7 protein-coding genes are annotated in these 18,424 nt (G+C 30.3%); 1 reads left to right on the plus strand and 6 read right to left on the minus strand.

Translation table 11 applies throughout. The features are described 5' to 3' along the window. Positions 1–848: 848 nt before the first annotated feature. From TERY_RS34565 to TERY_RS32400, 3 genes are all read right to left on the minus strand, one after another. Positions 849–1,316, minus strand: a complete 468-nt coding sequence (locus TERY_RS34565) for a hypothetical protein (protein ID WP_011610871.1) — start codon at positions 1,314–1,316, stop codon at positions 849–851. Positions 1,317–2,728: 1,412 nt separating this feature from the next. After that, positions 2,729–3,280: an NUDIX hydrolase gene (locus TERY_RS05250; protein ID WP_044136445.1), complete on the minus strand. Its 552-nt coding sequence runs from the start codon at positions 3,278–3,280 to the stop codon at positions 2,729–2,731. Between the two features lie 1,159 nt (positions 3,281–4,439). Then, the gene (locus tag TERY_RS32400; RefSeq protein ID WP_155994319.1) at positions 4,440–4,592 is read right to left on the minus strand and encodes a hypothetical protein; all 153 of its coding nucleotides are present in this window, start codon (positions 4,590–4,592) and stop codon (positions 4,440–4,442) included. Positions 4,593–5,678: 1,086 nt separating this feature from the next. Between TERY_RS32400 and TERY_RS05255 the strand changes: the two genes are divergently transcribed. Then, positions 5,679–6,551, plus strand: a complete 873-nt coding sequence (locus TERY_RS05255) for a hypothetical protein (RefSeq protein ID WP_011610873.1) — start codon at positions 5,679–5,681, stop codon at positions 6,549–6,551. Positions 6,552–7,021: 470 nt separating this feature from the next. Here TERY_RS05255 and TERY_RS05260 read toward each other — a convergent pair whose 3' ends face one another. The 3 genes from TERY_RS05260 to purH all read right to left on the minus strand — a co-directional run bounded on the left by TERY_RS05260 (position 7,022) and on the right by purH (position 18,417). Continuing rightward, complete coding sequence (locus TERY_RS05260) at positions 7,022–7,900, minus strand: ABC transporter permease subunit (protein ID WP_011610874.1); 879 nt, start codon at positions 7,898–7,900, stop codon at positions 7,022–7,024. A gap of 1,531 nt (positions 7,901–9,431) precedes the next feature. Then, a complete protein-coding gene (locus TERY_RS05265) occupies positions 9,432–10,343 on the minus strand; it encodes a 2OG-Fe(II) oxygenase (RefSeq protein WP_011610875.1) in 912 nt (303 codons plus the stop codon). A 6,520-nt stretch (positions 10,344–16,863) separates the two neighbouring features. After that, positions 16,864–18,417 carry a bifunctional phosphoribosylaminoimidazolecarboxamide formyltransferase/IMP cyclohydrolase gene (gene purH / locus TERY_RS05270; protein WP_011610876.1) on the minus strand — a complete coding sequence of 518 codons (1,554 nt, stop codon included), beginning with the start codon at positions 18,415–18,417 and terminating at the stop codon, positions 16,864–16,866. Positions 18,418–18,424 lie beyond the last annotated feature (7 nt).

Consider the following 18,424-nt stretch of genomic DNA (forward strand, 5'->3'; position numbering starts at 1 on the left):
TGATTAGGATAAAAATATATGATAGGTAAATATTTATATTATTTTATAACTTTAATTACTAATTTTTTTAGGATTAGCTTTCAACAATTAATGAAATTATTAATGTACTTTTAAGAGTTTTTTGAAGGTCTATTTTTGGGAATTATGTTTGACTTACTAAGTGTTTATAAAGTAGTTAAATATGATGATAAATTAATTGCTAAACTGGAAAAAATATGAGGGTAAAATATATCTATTGGCTTTCAATTTTTCTAATCGTTATTGATAATAATCTGAACTTTTAAGTTCCTTTTCTATAGTTTTATAAGTACGACTTTAATCTTATCTATTTCACGGTATTTAGCTTTTTGACTAATATTTTAGACACTCTAGGAGCTGTTTGAGTTAAGGCTGAAATATCTTCAAAAAACTAAGCTTCTAAGTATAAAGTATAGCTGTGGTTTGGGAAGCGATCGCTCTTTTTTGAGCTAGGGACGATGTTCTTGGGAATGGCGATCGCTATGGCAAAATTTTTTCAAGGAGTAAAGTTTTTAAAGGAGTAAAGTTTAGAGGGTTGAGCTAGGATAGAAAAAACCCTGTACTTTTATTCAATGAAGCTAGAACATAGTCGGAGGCAGAGCTGGTTAACTCTTGATTTCTAAATCTAATGGAAGTTTTTTCCTGGTTTATGTGTGGGCCACTAAGCTACCTACCAGGTTGACTAGCAAGTTGAAGTTGAACACTCTGGGGTGGGGAGAATGTTCAATAGCAGCAGATATTTTTCAGTTGGTCGTTAACTGACTCAATTAATACCTGCTTCTGTTCCATAACTTTTTTCTGAAATCTATTGACGTTTTTTTCTGCTCCAATTAGACTGACTCCTTAAAAACAAGTCTAACTTTTTGAACACCTTCTATCATTTGTAAGCCAAATTGACCAGGGGTAAATTCATCTGAGATGGTTAGAGTCTCTTGGTTATGTCTAGCAAACTTTTGTAAATCAATGACTTCTTTTGTTTCGTTTTTCCAAGGAATAGAAATAGAGTCTTTCATTAATTCTCCGTCACTATCTCGTAGATTTTTTGACCATTGAGGATAATCTTCTGTTGGTGCATCTAACCCAAAGTGCATTGACTCCGGTTGTAAGTGAATATCAACGGTTTTGATTTCTCCTTCAAATAAACAAAGTAACACATCTTTAACTAAGGTTTCCATTCGTAGTAGGGGTAGAAGGTTGGCTTCTGTGGGGTCAATTGCATCTAAATTACTTACAACCTGATCATATCCATCAACCAGTAAACCAGGCCAACCAGAAACTACTTGCGATCGCATCATCATTCCACTAATTGTTTGATTTTGCTGACGCAGAAAATTGTTAAGTTCTGTAATTTTTTTATCGTCTGATAAATCACCTTTCGTAACACGACCAACACTAAACGCACCATCTTGTAAACAGTCTATCCAAAAAGAATCTAAACAGAAGAAATGGATAAATTCTTGAGGTAATAAGCCCTCATTAGGTACTAAATAATTAAAAGGAACACCTTCTAATAATCCTAACCTTTGAAACCATTTTTCAACAGCATTTGGGATAATACCGAGATTTACTGGCCTTTAACAGATGCTCCCACACTTTTGACTACCTTAAGACTACCCTCTGAATTGTCAGAAATTTTCACAACTGTAAGTGGTGATCAGCAGCTTGGTAGAACCAAAACGATTAACTGTTACCCTACATCTGAGAGTTGCTGTTAGTGTTGGAGCTGCCATTGCATAATAACCAGGCACAGTTAGCTGCTTGAACTATGCTGACCTGACGCCATATCAGTTATAGAACTCAGAGGATGGAGGGAACTGCACCTTGGAATACTTTCTCGTAAGCTAGGATCAAGCTTTTTTTGAATATGTACGCGACCGCATTTCTCAGACTATGAATATACCTGCTGTGCCAACTATTATTTACGTTCGCGGAGCGTAGCGTTAGCCGTATCACTCCTTTTTTTATTCCTTTGGTTGATCTTGGCAACTATAAATCATTGCCTACTCCATCATATTGAGTGGATACATAATAAATAAGGAGAAACAATGACTTTTTGGGATACTGCTCCCTAGCAGATGAGTAAGATAAAATTCCCCCTTTAGAGATTGAGTGCATAAGCTCATGTTATTACTGTTAAAGTGTTTAGAGCAATTCACTTTAAAGATATTAAACATAGTTTCTAACTTTCAAAATCAAATAATTCACTGAAATTCCTGTATGGTAAAAGTTTTGAGTTGATAAAATATTAATGCATGAGTGCATGAATGCATCACTTCCGTAAAAGGTTATTAAAAGGGTATTAGTCTTGGTGGGTTACGGCTGACAGTTAAAATTTAGGTTCGTACATCATAAATATTCTCGCCTAACTCACCCTACTACCCCTGAATTTATTCCTTTTACCAGTAGTCTCTAAGAGCTTATTTATAAAAGAGTTGTTGGGAAATAAACTAAAATAAACCAAGAAAAAATTCGCGAACTTGAATGCTAAATATTAGATTTGTTGGAAATTAAGCAAAAAAAAACAGCTAAAACCCAAAATAAGTTTAGGTTTATAGTGCTTTTAATGCTTAAAATCCTGAAAACCCTATTATAGAGTAATTTTTTGAGGATTTTCAATTTTCCCATACCCAACAACTCTATGATCATTTTTACTATTGGTCCCAATTTTTAAGGGTTACTTTAATCGTTTCAACCATTGTTAGTAAAGCTTTTATATGCGTGATAAAAATGGTTTTGCTAAAAATAAACTAGAGATTGATTTAGCATCTATAAATTCTCCTTCTAAGATAGCTTTTTCTAATTCTTGAGGAGTCATTAAAACTGTTTCCATATCTTCATCAATATCTTGTGCTGGAGGATTTTCTAACTTTTCTAAATCTTCCGCCAAAAAAGCATAAATAAATTCATCTGAATATCCAGGAGCAAGGGGAAACTCTCCTAATTTTTGCCATTTATTTGCTCGATAACCTGTTTCTTCTTCTATTTCTCGTTTAACAGTGTCAGCAGGATTTTCATTTTCCTCTATTGTACCTGCGGGAAATTCTAAAATCCTGCCTTGAATAGCAAATCTATATTGTTTTACTAAAACTAATTTTCCATCTGAGGTAACAGGAATACATAAAGCACCTCCAGGATGACGGATACATTCCCAGTCACCTTCAACTCCATTAGGTAGACGTAAATAGTTAACATCAAAGTTAAATTTTCTACCTTTATATAACAAACGTTGTTTAATAATTTCAGGGGATTCTTGATTTTCCATAAAACATAAAAAACTCAACTTTAACCATAATATCATCTTTGTATAAATATAGGTTAAATGGTTAAACTTGATAGTTATAAATATTCTAATTAGTTTAAGCTATTTATTTTTTACTTACCCAGAAATCAATAAAATTGTAAGATGAGCGATCGCCAAAATTTTATAAAACTTTTAGCCATATAATAATCCTCAATAGCTCAATTGATGCCCAGCATCTTCCCATGCCATGTTCAAATACTAATCCTTACTTTAAATTACTATGTGACAAGTCTATTAAATTGATTTTTTCTCAAGTCAAGGCAACTCAAAAAAAATTATATTAGCCAATTAATTTTTTTTTTAGTCATTAAATCAACTGTGAGCTTTTGACAGTACAAGTATTAATATAATAACATATATATCATTTTTAATAGCCTTTAATAGTAGAGCTATTTCTCTGGAGATAGATTAATCATACGAGGGAGAATATCGACTAAATTTTACAAACTTATGAGCGAAAATTACCATATATATATACCTGAAAAATTTTATATATTCTATCTTTATCTATCAGGCTTTTTAAAATGAAAAAAATATATTTTTTATAGCCAGATTTTTTTTGATAAAATCACTTTTTTTTTAGTAATAAATATAAACACTGTAATCTCAGTAAAAAATAAAATTATTGATTAATAAATTTCTCTTTAATTGGTGAAAATATAGGTAAATGAAAAAAAATAATACTAAATAATGTTGAATATACAGGAATAATCTCTATATTTAATGGGAAGATTAAAACCAGCATATAACGTCTCTATTTCTACAGTTTTTTGAATATAAATTAACCAAAGTAATTTTTTTAATTTTCAACTTTAGTTCCAAAAAAATATTTAAATCTGATTCAGATAATCATAAAAATTGCAAAAAATTGCATTTAATTCGGTATATTTGTGTAAGTATAATTACTTCTTTTGACCATAAAATGTATGTAAATAATGGCAATCTGAGTAAATGAAAGTTCAAGGTTTTTTTGTCTTCAGTCTAAATATTTACTCAAATTTTATGACTAACACATATAAGACATTTGTATCATTAAAGCAAAATTGATTTATTACTCAATTTAATGTTGGGGTGTACTAAGCGCGATCGCTCTCGGTACATACTAATCAATAATAATTAATCATTCTTGCAAAAACCGCCATTTTTTTAGGTGAGTAAATATCCCACAAACCACTATCTCATAATAGTTTGAAAGTGCTTGATACCCCGTAATAGTTTCATCCCATCCAAGTTTTTGTAAAGCTCGAAACATACCAATGTCAGTAAGAGTCACCCAATTTCCTGTTTTAAGTGTAAAGAATGCACATAATTTTACAATAGTAGTATCTGGGCGTTCTGATACCAGTTGTTAGAAATCTAAATCTGCATTTATAGATGACTAAATCTTGGTTTCCCAGGTTTTAATGCTTCACTCATTGCCATCTATTATGACCTTATCGTAGAACTTACACAACTTAATTCCCAAAATTAGGCTTAATGCTTGATATCTAAGGGTTTTACCTCACAGCTATTGATAATGATGAAAAAACTACCCCTACTGCAATGCCCCCCTTGCGCGTGAAAATAGGAAGTCCGATCCCACTATAACTAAAGCTTTAAAAAGATTGATCATACAAGAAAAAAAACTTACGACTATAAATTAAAAAGATAAAAAGAGAAGAAAAAAAACTGGGTGGCCACCCATCTGCGATAAAAGACCGAATTTGTATATATAGATGAATCAGTTATGGACAATAGAGAAGATTATAGTTATCAATGGAATGAATTAGGAAAAAAATATTAGGATTTCAAGTTAGGAAAAAAAGTATAAGGGTAAGTGTTATGGCAGTCGAAGTATAACACTAACAGTAAGTAAGAACTCAGAAGTCATCTATGACTGAATTTCAAGATTTAGCAATGTCTTAACCTTTGCTTTAAGTTTTGTATAAGTGGTTTGTTTTAGAGAAAACTAGTTGCTCAATTGACACTTTTGTGGGCTCTTGTAACTATATAGTTTTTTAAAAATGGTTGAAATAAAAATTATGGCCACAATCAACAATAGTAATATTACTAATATTACTAATATTACTAATATTAGACAATGCAAGTTTTCACAAATCTTCAAAAATATCGAAATAGAATTAGTCGGGACGTTTTTATGCAACGTCCGTAGATTAAATATTTACTACTATATTCTCCTGAGTTAAATAAAATCAAAAATTATTGGTTTTCAATTAAAAATTGAGTCATAAAGTCAGAAGGAAGAATAGAATATTTTTGTATGGAGAGTTGATTCTGCTGCTATTGTTAATATCCTAAACTTTGCTTCGATTTCTATACAAACTCATTCAAAAGAAAATTACTTAATAGTCAAATCAATATGTTTAAGAAAATAATTTGGGGCATAATTAGTGGAACTGTTTGGGGGGTAGTATTTTGTGCTGTTTTAGCTGGTCTATTTATCGGAATTAATCAAAATTTACTCACTATTGTAAGTTCATTATTAATGGGTATTTTGTGGTGTACAATCATCAGCCTAATTTGGAAATCATTAATGGGTAAAAATGATGAATCTAACAAAAATTATATAATAGCAGGAATTATTGGTGGTTTTTTTCTCGGCAGTGCTATTGGAGGCTTGATGTTAGCAATATTAAATCGGGATGCTAATTTTGGTAATACTTATATATTAGGAGCATTTTTGGGAGGAAGTTTTGGTTTTGTTTGGAGTTTGTTTAAACCTCCTATGTTTTTGGGAGGTGTGAGAATTTGGGGTAAGTATGGAGCAATTTTAGGTGCAATTTGGGGGTCATTTTTCGGTACAATTATAGGTATCGTTGCCACACTTTACTTGTTGTTTTCGAGTCAAGGAAATATTGATGCTAGTACTAGTAACTTACCTCAATTATTACTAGCTGTTTTGATTTTTGGTAGTGGAAATGGTGCTATTGGTGGAATTATATCAGGAATTATATTCGGCGGATTAATTAGGGCTTATCCTTTGCCTTTAGCATTAGAATTAATTGGGATAAGAGGTGCAATTGTTGGAGCAATTTGGGGTTCTTTTTTGATGGCGATCGCTTTAGGAATTATTGGCGGGATTTCATCTATAGTTATTGGTGATGATTTGTTTTTAAATGTAATAATTAGTGGTCCAGTTACTTTGCTGAAAGGAGTAATTATTGGTACAGGTATTGGCTCAATTTGGGGAATAATTTCTGGTGCTTTTTGGGGTGGTTGTGGGAAATGGTAATTACCAATAAAAATTAAAAATCAATCAAATAACTTTCATTTCTGAATTTACTGAGGCAAAGTTATTGTTTTCTTTTTGATTCCCACCAAAACTGAATTACTACTCTCTAGTTTATAAGACCTAAATTTTTTATCTCAACCTTTTTAATAATATTATAAATAAGACTTTAGTTATCTAGATGGTACTTATCATTTTCTGGTAGAAAAAGTGTTTTAAACTTAATCTAGATCGGGGAATTATGTCGATCCTAAAAACGCATAAAACCCATGCTGGTGTTCTTATAATTGTAGTGAGTTAACCACTTTCATTGAGAATTTATTTATATCCTATAATTATGTAAAATTTGTCTTATTCTAAACTTTAGACTAAAAGAAATAGACGTGCTAATAGTTTTCATAAATTCTCAAATTTCTGCTCCGAAACCTACCTTTATATTTTTTTTTGTTAGTTAAATTAGCTTTCATAAAAGTCTACTGATTTCTCAACTTAGGATTAACAAATTCATTCAATCCTTCTCCTAATAAAGAGAGTCCAACCACCATTAAAGTTAAAGTAAAACCAGGGAAAAAAGCAGTCCACCAAATACCTGTTGGTAAAGCATTTAAAGCCAACCTTAAATCATTTCCCCATTCAGCAGTTTCAGGAGGTAATCCTAATCCTAAAAATCCTAATCCTCCTAATACTAAAACTGCATCTGCAGCATTAAGAGTAAACAACACAGGAACACTCTGAATAACATTCATAAATAAGTAACGAGTCAACACTCTCCAAGTATTAGCACCCATCGCTCTTGCTGCTTCAATAAAAAGTTCTGTTTTGACACTAACTGTATGGTTACGAACTACTCGATAATACTGAGGAATATAAGCAATACTCAGAGCGATCGCTGCATTTAATATTCCTTTTCCAACTACAAAAGCTAAAGTTATAGAAAGTAATAATCCTGGTAAAGTATAAACAGTATCCATAAAAAATATTAAAACTTTATCAATTCTACCTCCAAGATAACCACTTATCATTCCTAATGGCACACCAATAATTAAACTTAATGTTGTGGCTAAAATTACAACTTTCCAAGCAACTTGTGCGCCGAATAAAGTTCGAGAAAATACATCATAACCTTGACGACTTGTGCCAAACCAATGTTCAAAAGAAGGTGGTTGATGTATAGGGTTACTGAGAAATTCTTGAGGGTCTTGCAACCAACCTAAACTTTCTAAAAGTGGAGCAAAAATACTGATTAATATAAATAGCAATGTAACTATTAAACCCAGCCACATCATCTGCATTGAAATAGTGGGTTTACTAGAAAGCCGGAAAAATTTAGCTAGTGAATATCTACTTATCATAATCTGGTAATATCTCAACTTAGGAATTATAATTCTAGCATAAACTGATATACTTGAATAAGTAGATATATAATATTAATTATATCAAATCTCATACATTCTTACTATATTTTATTTGTGGTAGGTAGTAAAGAGTAGGGAGTAGGAAATAGGGATTAGAGTTTTATAGAGTAAGATATCTTCAATATCTTCACGCTTTTACAAACGAACCCTTAAAATATTGGCCTTAACTTATTTACTGCTTAATAGTAAATTTTATTATAAAAAAAATTAATCTAGATTTCCATCTCATTTGAATATATATAATCTGAATTATTTGCTTTCTAAATATTATAGAGAATTAGAATAGACAAACAATTTTATTTAAGCATTCAGACATTAAATATTGAGCAACATTTAAAATACTATCAAAGCAAATTAGCTAATATTTATGATAAATTACATCATTTTTAAAAAAGAATACTACAAATAAAAATGTGCATTTCTATCAGAGATCTTTCAAAAAGATATCCCCATTCATTTTAGACAGCTATCTCTATAATTTTTTCTTTGTTTTCAACATTTATTCTTTCTCTCCTAAATAACTATATCCTTATTTATTCTTCTTTCTTACTTACTTTTATAGCTCTAATAATTAATAGTTAAACAACCATATTTATTTTTTTATAATAGTCATTTAAGTTTAAATTTTTGTACAAAAAAAATACTAAGAACGAAAATAATAGTATTATTTTTTTGCACAATTTTATTCAATAATTTTGTAGGTTTGAAGTAATAAATATCTATTTTATCATCATATATAACTAATTATTTACCCCATAAAATTGTTAAAGTTATTGATAAAAATATAGCGCTTTTTAAGTTGCTAAACTACAGTTTTTTCTTCTTTTATATACCCTGTTTTCCACATTACTACTCTTTAAGAGACTTTGCATAGAGTTACCCTAATAAAACAAATAAATTTTGTGCCTTAAAAGTCTGAAAATTGCTGTAATAAACATAGGTAACTTCTCTTTTAGTTTAGGAACATTTGTCCTTCTATTATCATTATGTATCTGATAATAATGAATATAATTATGAGTTATTACTTCTCCTTTTATGTGAGCAATAGGAAATTTGCAGGTAGTCAAATTCAACTAAAAATTAAGGTAAAACTAATTTAATTTAATTTAATCACTAATTATAGCTATGGAAATAGATAGTAAATGCAAAATTTGTATTTGCGAAAGGAGGTGTTATTAAAGTTTCAACTAGTAGTAAATTTTTGAAAATATGGCTCTAGTCTAATTACATATTAAAGATTTTTTTTCTTTGAGACCAAAGAAAAAAAATATCAATTTTAACACATTTTTATTTAACCCAATTTCAATTATATTTGTCACCGAGTATAATTATTTATTTGAGGTCTAACTTTTATATTTGATAGCATATTTCAAGTATATAAAGTACAAATATTAATGATAAAACCTTGATAGAAAAGACATATTGCCTGTAATAGCTTTACCTGACACTTGATGACATCTATTTTATATTAACTGCGACGTATCCAACCATTAATAGTAAAGCGACTATCCGCAAAATCTTGAGAAGGACAAGTTACCGGCAAAACTTCATGCATATAACGACTGAGGAAAAATACAATAGTATTATTTGTAGGTTCTATACTTTTAAATGTTTGAGCTTTTACATAGTATTTTCCTTGAATTTTACTATCATAAATTATTAGCTTACCTTCTGTAAATGCTTTAGGTTCTCGATAAAAATAGTAAACATAAGTAAGAACTCTAGTTGCAGTATCAGGAGAACCATTATCATTATGAATTTTATAAAAGTTATTATTGTTATGAGCTGTTAACTGACTTTCAATTTCAGCAATTGAAAATACAGGAATACTCAACTTATTTAAAACATCAGGAAAAATTTCTTTAATTCTATTAACTATCAATTCTTGGAATTTTGGGAAAGAGTACAATACTAAAGAACGACGATAATTTTCAGCTTTAGTTGATGTTGTAGTTGGAGAAAAATCTGATTTTCTTTGCAAAACATAATTCAATAATTGTTTATTTTCTGATTGGCTTAGAAAATTTTCTATCAGTAAATAATGAGATTCTAAATTGTTTATTTTAGGAGTAGTATTAGTAGAATTTTTGAGATTATTTTTAGTATCTTGTGGCTGTAAATTCTGTAAAGAAATTGGTGGTTCGGTTACCATTCCGACTAAATGTTCACTGGGAAAACATAAAGCAGAATGACCTTCTGCTAGAGGAATTTGAAATAGGGTAGAATTTTCATTTTTTTGATGTTTAGATAATAATGTTTTGGCTAAAAGTTGTAGTAAGGGTGCATCAGATTTGAGATAAATAGTATATTGATGCCCTCCTGCTAATAGGAGTTGAATTTTTACTTCTTGGGGTTCGCTTTCGGATACAGTAGTTATCATATTTTTGATAAATAATCAATGTCTTAAATTGGTTAATAGTTTGTAATGCCTCACAGCTTTATAGGAGAGTTTTTATTGTAGCACTTATGAAAAAACAGACATATTATATTGATAGTAAATAACTATTCCACTCGCCAAAATTGCTCTAAGTAAAATGAAAATATCCTCTCCCACATCCGACTTTTTCTCATCTCAAAAATTCTGAGCAGAGTCAATTTTATTTTACCGCTTCTGGAGAAATAGATACATCATATTAATTACTAATTTTATTTTGTCGCTTCTAGAGAAATAGATACATCATCTTAATTACTGAATCGCCAAAATTACTCTAAGTAAAATGAAAATATCCTCTCCCACATCCGACTTTTTCTCATCTCAAAAATTATGAGCAGAGTCAATTTAATTTTGCCGCTTTTGGAGAAATAAATACATCATATTAATTACTCATGTGATTTTGTCGCTTCTGGAGAAATAGATACATCATCTTAATTACTGAATCGCCAAAATTGCTCTAAGTAAAATGAAAATATCCTCTCCCACATCCGACTTTTTCTCATCTCAAAAATTATGAGCAGAGTCAATTTAATTTTGTCACTTCTGGAGAAATAGATACATCATATTAATTACTCATTTTATTTTGTCGCTTCTGGAGAAATAGATACATCATCTTAATTACTGAATCGCCAAAATTGCTCTAAGTAAAATGAAAATATCCTCTCCCACATCCGACTTTTTCTCATCTCAAAAATTCTGAGCAGAGTCAATTTAATTTTGTCACTTCTGGAGAAATAGATACATCATATTAATTACTAATTTTATTTTGTCGCTTCTGGAGAAATAGATACATTATATTAATTACTGAATCACCAAAATTGCCCTAAGTAAAATGAAACTATCCTCTCCCATATCCGACTTTTTCTCATCTCAAAAATTCTGAGCAGAGTCAATTTAATTTTGTCACTTCTGGAGAAATAGATACATCATATTAATTACTAATTTTATTTTGTCGCTTCTGGAGAAATAGATACATCATATTAATTACTGAATCGCCAAAATTGCTCTAAGTAAAATGAAAATATCCTTTCCCACATCTGACTTTTTCTCATCTCAAAAATTCTGAGCAGAGTCAATTTAATTTTGTCACTTCTGGAGAGATAGATACATCATATTAATTACTAATTTAATTTTGTCGCTTCTGGAGAAATAGATACATCATCTTAATTACTGAATCGCCAAAATTGCTCTAAGTAAAATGAAAATATCCTCTCCCACATCCGACTTTTTCTCATCTCAAAAATTCTGAGCAGAGTCAATTTAATTTTGTCACTTCTGGAGAAATAGATACATCATATTAATTACTAATTTTATTTTGTCGCTTCTGGAGAAATAGATACATCATCTTAATTACTGAATCGCCAAAATTGCTCTAAGTAAAATGAAAATATCCTTTCCCACATCCGACTTTTTCTCATCTCAAAAATTCTGAGCAGAGTCAATTTAATTTTGCCACTTCTGGAGAAATAAATACATCATATTAATTACTCATTTTATTTTGTCGCTTCTGGAGAAATAGATACATCATCTTAATTACTGAATCGCCAAAATTGCTCTAAGTAAAATGAAAATATCCTTTCCCACATCCGACTTTTTCTCATCTCAAAAATTCTGAGCAGAGTCAATTTAATTTTGTCACTTCTGGAGAAATAGATACATCATATTAATTACTAATTTTATTTTGTCGCTTCTGGAGAAATAGATACATCATCTTAATTACTGAATCGCCAAAATTGCTCTAAGTAAAATGAAAATATCCTTTCCCACATCCGACTTTTTCTCATCTCAAAAATTCTGAGCAGAGTCAATTTAATTTTGCCACTTCTGGAGAAATAGATACATCATATTAATTACTCATTTTATTTTGTCGCTTCTGGATAAATAGATACATCATATTAATTACTGAATCGCCAAAATTGCTCTAAGTAAAATGAAAATATCCTCTCCCACATCCGACTTTTTCTCATCTCAAAAATTCTGAGCAGAGTCAATTTAATTTTGTCACTTCTGGAGAAATAGATACATCATATTAATTACTCATTTTATTTTGTCGCTTCTGGATAAATAGATACATCATATTAATTACTGAATCGCCAAAATTGCTCTAAGTAAAATGAAAATATCCTCTTCCATATCCGACTTTTTCTCATCTCAAAAATTCTGAGCAGAGTCAATTTAATTTTGTCACTTCTAGAGAAATAGATACATCATATTAATTACTCATGTGATTTTGTCGCTTCTGGAGAAATAGATACATCATATTAATTACTGAATCGCCAAAATTGCTCTAAGTAAAATGAAAATATCCTTTCCCACATCCGACTTTTTCTCATCTCAAAAATTCTGAGCAGAGTCAATTTAATTTTGCCACTTCTGGAGAAATAGATACATCATCTTAATTACTGAATCGCCAAAATTGCTCTAAGTAAAATGAAAATATCCTCTCCCACATCCGACTTTTTCTCATCTCAAAAATTCTGAGCAGAGTCAATTTAATTTTGTCACTTCTAGAGAAATAGATACATCATATTAATTACTCATGTGATTTTGTCGTTTCTGGAGAAATAGATACATCATATTAATTACTGAATCGCCAAAATTGCTCTAAGTAAAATGAAAATATCCTCTCCCACATCCGACTTTTTCTCATCTCAAAAATTCTGAGCAGAGTCAATTTAATTTTGTCACTTCTGGAGAAATAGATACATCATATTAATTACTAATTTTATTTTGTCACTTCTGGAGAAATAGATACATCATATTAATTACTGAATCGCCAAAATTGCTCTAAGTAAAATGAAAATATCCTTTCCCACATCCGACTTTTTCTCATCTCAAAAATTCTGAGCAGAGTAAATTTAATTTTGCCGCTTCTGGAGAAATAAATACATCATATTAATGACTAATTTTATTTTGTCGCTTTTGGAGAAATAGATACATCATATTAATTACTGAATCGCCAAAATTGCTCTAAGTAAAATGAAACTATCCTCTTCCATATCCGACTTTTTCTCATCTCAAAAATTCTGAGCAGAGTCAATTTAATTTTGCCACTTTTGGAGAAATAAATACATCATATTAATTACTCATTTTATTTTGTCGCTTCTGGATAAATAGATACATTATATTAATTACTGAATCGCCAAAATTACTCTAAGTAAAATGAAACTATCCTCTTCCATATCCGACTTTTTCTCATCTCAAAAATTCTGAGCAGAGTCAATTTAATTTTGCCACTTTTGGAGAAATAAATACATCATATTAATTACTCATTTTATTTTGTCGCTTCTGGATAAATAGATACATCATATTAATTACTGAATCGCCAAAATTGCTCTAAGTAAAATGAAAATATCCTTTCCCACATCTGACTTTTTCTCATCTCAAAAATTCTGAGCAGAGTCAATTTTATTTTGCCGCTTCTAGAGAAATAGATACATCATATTAATTACTGAATCGCCAAAATTGCTCTAAGTAAAATGAAAATATCCTCTCCCACATCCGACTTTTTCTCATCTCAAAAATTCTGAGCAGAGTCAATTTAATTTTGTCACTTCTGGAGAAATAGATACATCATATTAATTACTCATTTTATTTTGTCGCTTCTGGATAAATAGATACATCATATTAATTACTGAATCGCCAAAATTGCTCTAAGTAAAATGAAAATATCCTTTCCCACATCCGACTTTTTCTCATCTCAAAAATTCTGAGCAGAGTCAATTTAATTTTGTCACTTCTAGAGAAATAGATACATCATATTAATTACTCATTTTATTTTGTCGCTTCTGGATAAATAGATACATCATATTAATTACTGAATCGCCAAAATTGCTCTAAGTAAAATGAAAATATCCTTTCCCACATCCGACTTTTTCTCATCTCAAAAATTCTGAGCAGAGTCAATTTAATTTTGCCGCTTTTGGAGAAATAAATACATCATATTAATTACTCATTTTATTTTGTCACTTCTGGATAAATAGATACATCATATTAATTACTGAATCGCCAAAATTGCTTTAAGTAAAATGAAAATATCCTTTCCCAAATCCGACTTTTTCTCATCTCAAAAATTCTGAGCAGAGTCAATTTAATTTTGCCACTTATGGAGAAATAAATACATCATATTAATGACTAATTTTATTTTGTCGCTTCTGGAGAAATAGATACATTATATTAATTACTGAATCGCCAAAATTGCTTTAAGTAAAATGAAAATATCCTTTCCCACATCCGACTTTTTCTCATCTCAAAAATTCTGAGCAGAGTCAATTTAATTTTGCCGCTTTTGGAGAAATAAATACATCATATTAATTACTGAATCGCCAAAATTGCTTTAAGTAAAATGAAAATATCCTTTCCCAAATCCGACTTTTTCTCATCTCAAAAATTCTGAGCAGAGTCAATTTAATTTTGCCACTTATGGAGAAATAAATACATCATATTAATGACTAATTTTATTTTGTCGCTTCTGGAGAAATAGATACATTATATTAATTACTGAATCGCCAAAATTGCTCTAAGTAAAATGAAACTATCCTCTTCCATATCCGACTTTTTCTCATCTCAAAAATTCTGAGCAGAGTCAATTTAATTTTGCCACTTTTGGAGAAATAAATACATCATATTAATTACTCATTTTATTTTGTCGCTTCTGGATAAATAGATACATTATATTAATTACTGAATCGCCAAAATTACTCTAAGTAAAATGAAACTATCCTCTTCCATATCCGACTTTTTCTCATCTCAAAAATTCTGAGCAGAGTCAATTTAATTTTGCCACTTTTGGAGAAATAAATACATCATATTAATTACTCATTTTATTTTGTCGCTTCTGGATAAATAGATACATCATATTAATTACTGAATCGCCAAAATTGCTCTAAGTAAAATGAAAATATCCTTTCCCACATCTGACTTTTTCTCATCTCAAAAATTCTGAGCAGAGTCAATTTTATTTTGCCGCTTCTAGAGAAATAGATACATCATATTAATTACTGAATCGCCAAAATTGCTCTAAGTAAAATGAAAATATCCTCTCCCACATCCGACTTTTTCTCATCTCAAAAATTCTGAGCAGAGTCAATTTAATTTTGTCACTTCTGGAGAAATAGATACATCATATTAATTACTCATTTTATTTTGTCGCTTCTGGATAAATAGATACATCATATTAATTACTGAATCGCCAAAATTGCTCTAAGTAAAATGAAAATATCCTTTCCCACATCCGACTTTTTCTCATCTCAAAAATTCTGAGCAGAGTCAATTTAATTTTGTCACTTCTAGAGAAATAGATACATCATATTAATTACTCATTTTATTTTGTCGCTTCTGGATAAATAGATACATCATATTAATTACTGAATCGCCAAAATTGCTCTAAGTAAAATGAAAATATCCTTTCCCACATCCGACTTTTTCTCATCTCAAAAATTCTGAGCAGAGTCAATTTAATTTTGCCGCTTTTGGAGAAATAAATACATCATATTAATTACTCATTTTATTTTGTCACTTCTGGATAAATAGATACATCATATTAATTACTGAATCGCCAAAATTGCTTTAAGTAAAATGAAAATATCCTTTCCCAAATCCGACTTTTTCTCATCTCAAAAATTCTGAGCAGAGTCAATTTAATTTTGCCACTTATGGAGAAATAAATACATCATATTAATGACTAATTTTATTTTGTCGCTTCTGGAGAAATAGATACATTATATTAATTACTGAATCGCCAAAATTGCTTTAAGTAAAATGAAAATATCCTTTCCCACATCCGACTTTTTCTCATCTCAAAAATTCTGAGCAGAGTCAATTTAATTTTGCCGCTTTTGGAGAAATAAATACATCATATTAATTACTCATTTTATTTTGTCACTTCTGGATAAATAGATACATCATATTAATTACTGAATCGCCAAAATTGCTTTAAGTAAAATGAAAATATCCTTTCCCAAATCCGACTTTTTCTCATCTCAAAAATTCTGAGCAGAGTCAATTTAATTTTGCCACTTATGGAGAAATAAATACATCATATTAATGACTAATTTTATTTTGTCGCTTCTGGAGAAATAGATACATTATATTAATTACTGAATCGCCAAAATTGCTTTAAGTAAAATGAAAATATCCTTTCCCACATCCGACTTTTTCTCATCTCAAAAATTCTGAGCAGAGTCAATTTAATTTTGCCACTTATGGAGAAATAAATACATCATATTAATGACTAATTTTATTTTGTCGCTTCTGGAGAAATAGATACATTATATTAATTACTGAATCGCCAAAATTGCTTTAAGTAAAATGAAAATATCCTTTCCCACATCCGACTTTTTCTCATCTCAAAAATTCTGAGCAGAGTCAATTTAATTTTGTCACTTCTGGAGTTAAAGGTAATGCATATTATGTAAATTATCACTAAAAACAGAGAACTAAAAACTGATAACTTATCCGGCTTTTTCTAATGTAAAAAGTGACGAATTCCGGTGAGTATCATTATCAAACCTAATTCATTTGCTGCAGCAATAGAATCTTTATCTTTCAGACTACCACCTGGTTGAATAATTGCAGTTACTCCTGCTGCTGCTGCTGTTTTTACGGAATCATCAAAAGGGAAAAAAGCGTCACTAGCTAATACACCTCCAATAGCTTTTTCCCCTGCTTGTTCCAAAGCTATTTTTACTGCCCCGACTCTATTCATTTGACCCGCACCAATACCAACAGTAGCTCGATTTTTTGTCACAACAATTGCATTAGACTTAACGTGCTTCACCACCTTCCAAGCAAACATTAATTCTTCTATTTGTTCAGTAGTTGGTTGTTTTTCTGTAACGATTTTCCAATCACTATAATTATCTATCGTATCATCAGTATCTTGTACTAAAAAACCCCCAGAAATTACTTTTATAGTTTCCGGTTCACTCTGTTTGAAATATGGTGAAATTAAGACTCTTAATTTAGATTTAGATTTAAAAATTTTCTCCGCTTCAGGTTCACATCCAGGAGCAACTACACATTCCAAAAAGGTCTTAGTCATTGCCTTAGCAGTTGCTGCATCAATAGATTTATTTAAAGCAACAATTCCTCCAAAAGCTGAAACTGAATCTCCGGCAAAAGCTCTTTCATAAGCTGCCAAAATAGTTTCATCAACTGCAACTCCACAAGGATTTGTATGTTTAAGAATTGCTACAGTCGGAGCATCAGAAAATTCTATAATAATCCGTCTTGCTGCTTCTAAATCTACTAAATTATTATAGCTTAATTCTTTACCTTGAATAATTTTACTTGCACCCCAACCACTAGCATTAATTCCTCTTTGATACCAAGTTGCATATTGATGAGGGTTTTCTCCATAACGCAAAGTTTTAATTTTTTTGCCAGAGAGAAAAAATATTTCTTTTTCTGATTTTTCCGACTCAGAAGTTGTTTGTTGCTCCTGTAAATAAGTAGCGATCGCCTGGTCGTAAGTTGCGGTATGTTTAAATCCTGCTAATGCACATTTTTGACGAAATTCTAAGGATACTTCCCCGGCATTTTTTCTTAACTCTTCTAAATAAGAATTGTATTGAAAATGGTTGCATAAAACTGTCAGATGAGCAAAATTTTTAGCTGATGCTCTTAACATTGCAGGTCCGCCAATATCAATTTTTTCAATTGCTTCTGCCAGAGTAACTTCTGGTTTAGAAATTGTTTCTTCAAAGGGGTATAAATTAACAACAACTAAGTCAATAGGTCGAATATTATTAGCATTTAGTTCTTCAACATCTTGAGGCAAATCTTTTCTTGCTAAAATACCCCCATGAATGCGAGGATGTAATGTTTTAACTCTACCTCCTAAAATTTCTGGAAATCCCGTATAGTCAGATACCTTAGTAACATAAATTCCAGCATCTTTGAGAGTTTTAGCAGTACCGCCACTACTAATTATTTCATAGTCAAATTCTGTAACTAGACTTTTTGCTAAATCAATCAGACCTGTTTTATCAGATGTACTAAGTAATGCTAAACGTTTCATTAGTTTT

Source organism: Trichodesmium erythraeum IMS101 (assembly GCF_000014265.1).
Taxonomy (GTDB): Bacteria; Cyanobacteriota; Cyanobacteriia; order Cyanobacteriales; family Microcoleaceae; genus Trichodesmium; species Trichodesmium erythraeum.

What these genes read in the sequence shown, in the direction of transcription:
- TERY_RS05265 (WP_011610875.1), bottom strand. Translation starts at nt 10,343, where the DNA reads ATGATAACTACTGTATCCGAAAGCGAACCCCAAGAAGTAAAAATTCAA.
- TERY_RS05255 (WP_011610873.1), top strand. Translation starts at nt 5,679, where the DNA reads ATGTTTAAGAAAATAATTTGGGGCATAATTAGTGGAACTGTTTGGGGG.
- TERY_RS34565 (WP_011610871.1), bottom strand. Translation starts at nt 1,316, where the DNA reads ATGATGATGCGATCGCAAGTAGTTTCTGGTTGGCCTGGTTTACTGGTT.
- TERY_RS05250 (WP_044136445.1), bottom strand. Translation starts at nt 3,280, where the DNA reads ATGGAAAATCAAGAATCCCCTGAAATTATTAAACAACGTTTGTTATAT.
- TERY_RS05260 (WP_011610874.1), bottom strand. Translation starts at nt 7,900, where the DNA reads ATGATAAGTAGATATTCACTAGCTAAATTTTTCCGGCTTTCTAGTAAA.
- purH (WP_011610876.1), bottom strand. Translation starts at nt 18,417, where the DNA reads ATGAAACGTTTAGCATTACTTAGTACATCTGATAAAACAGGTCTGATT.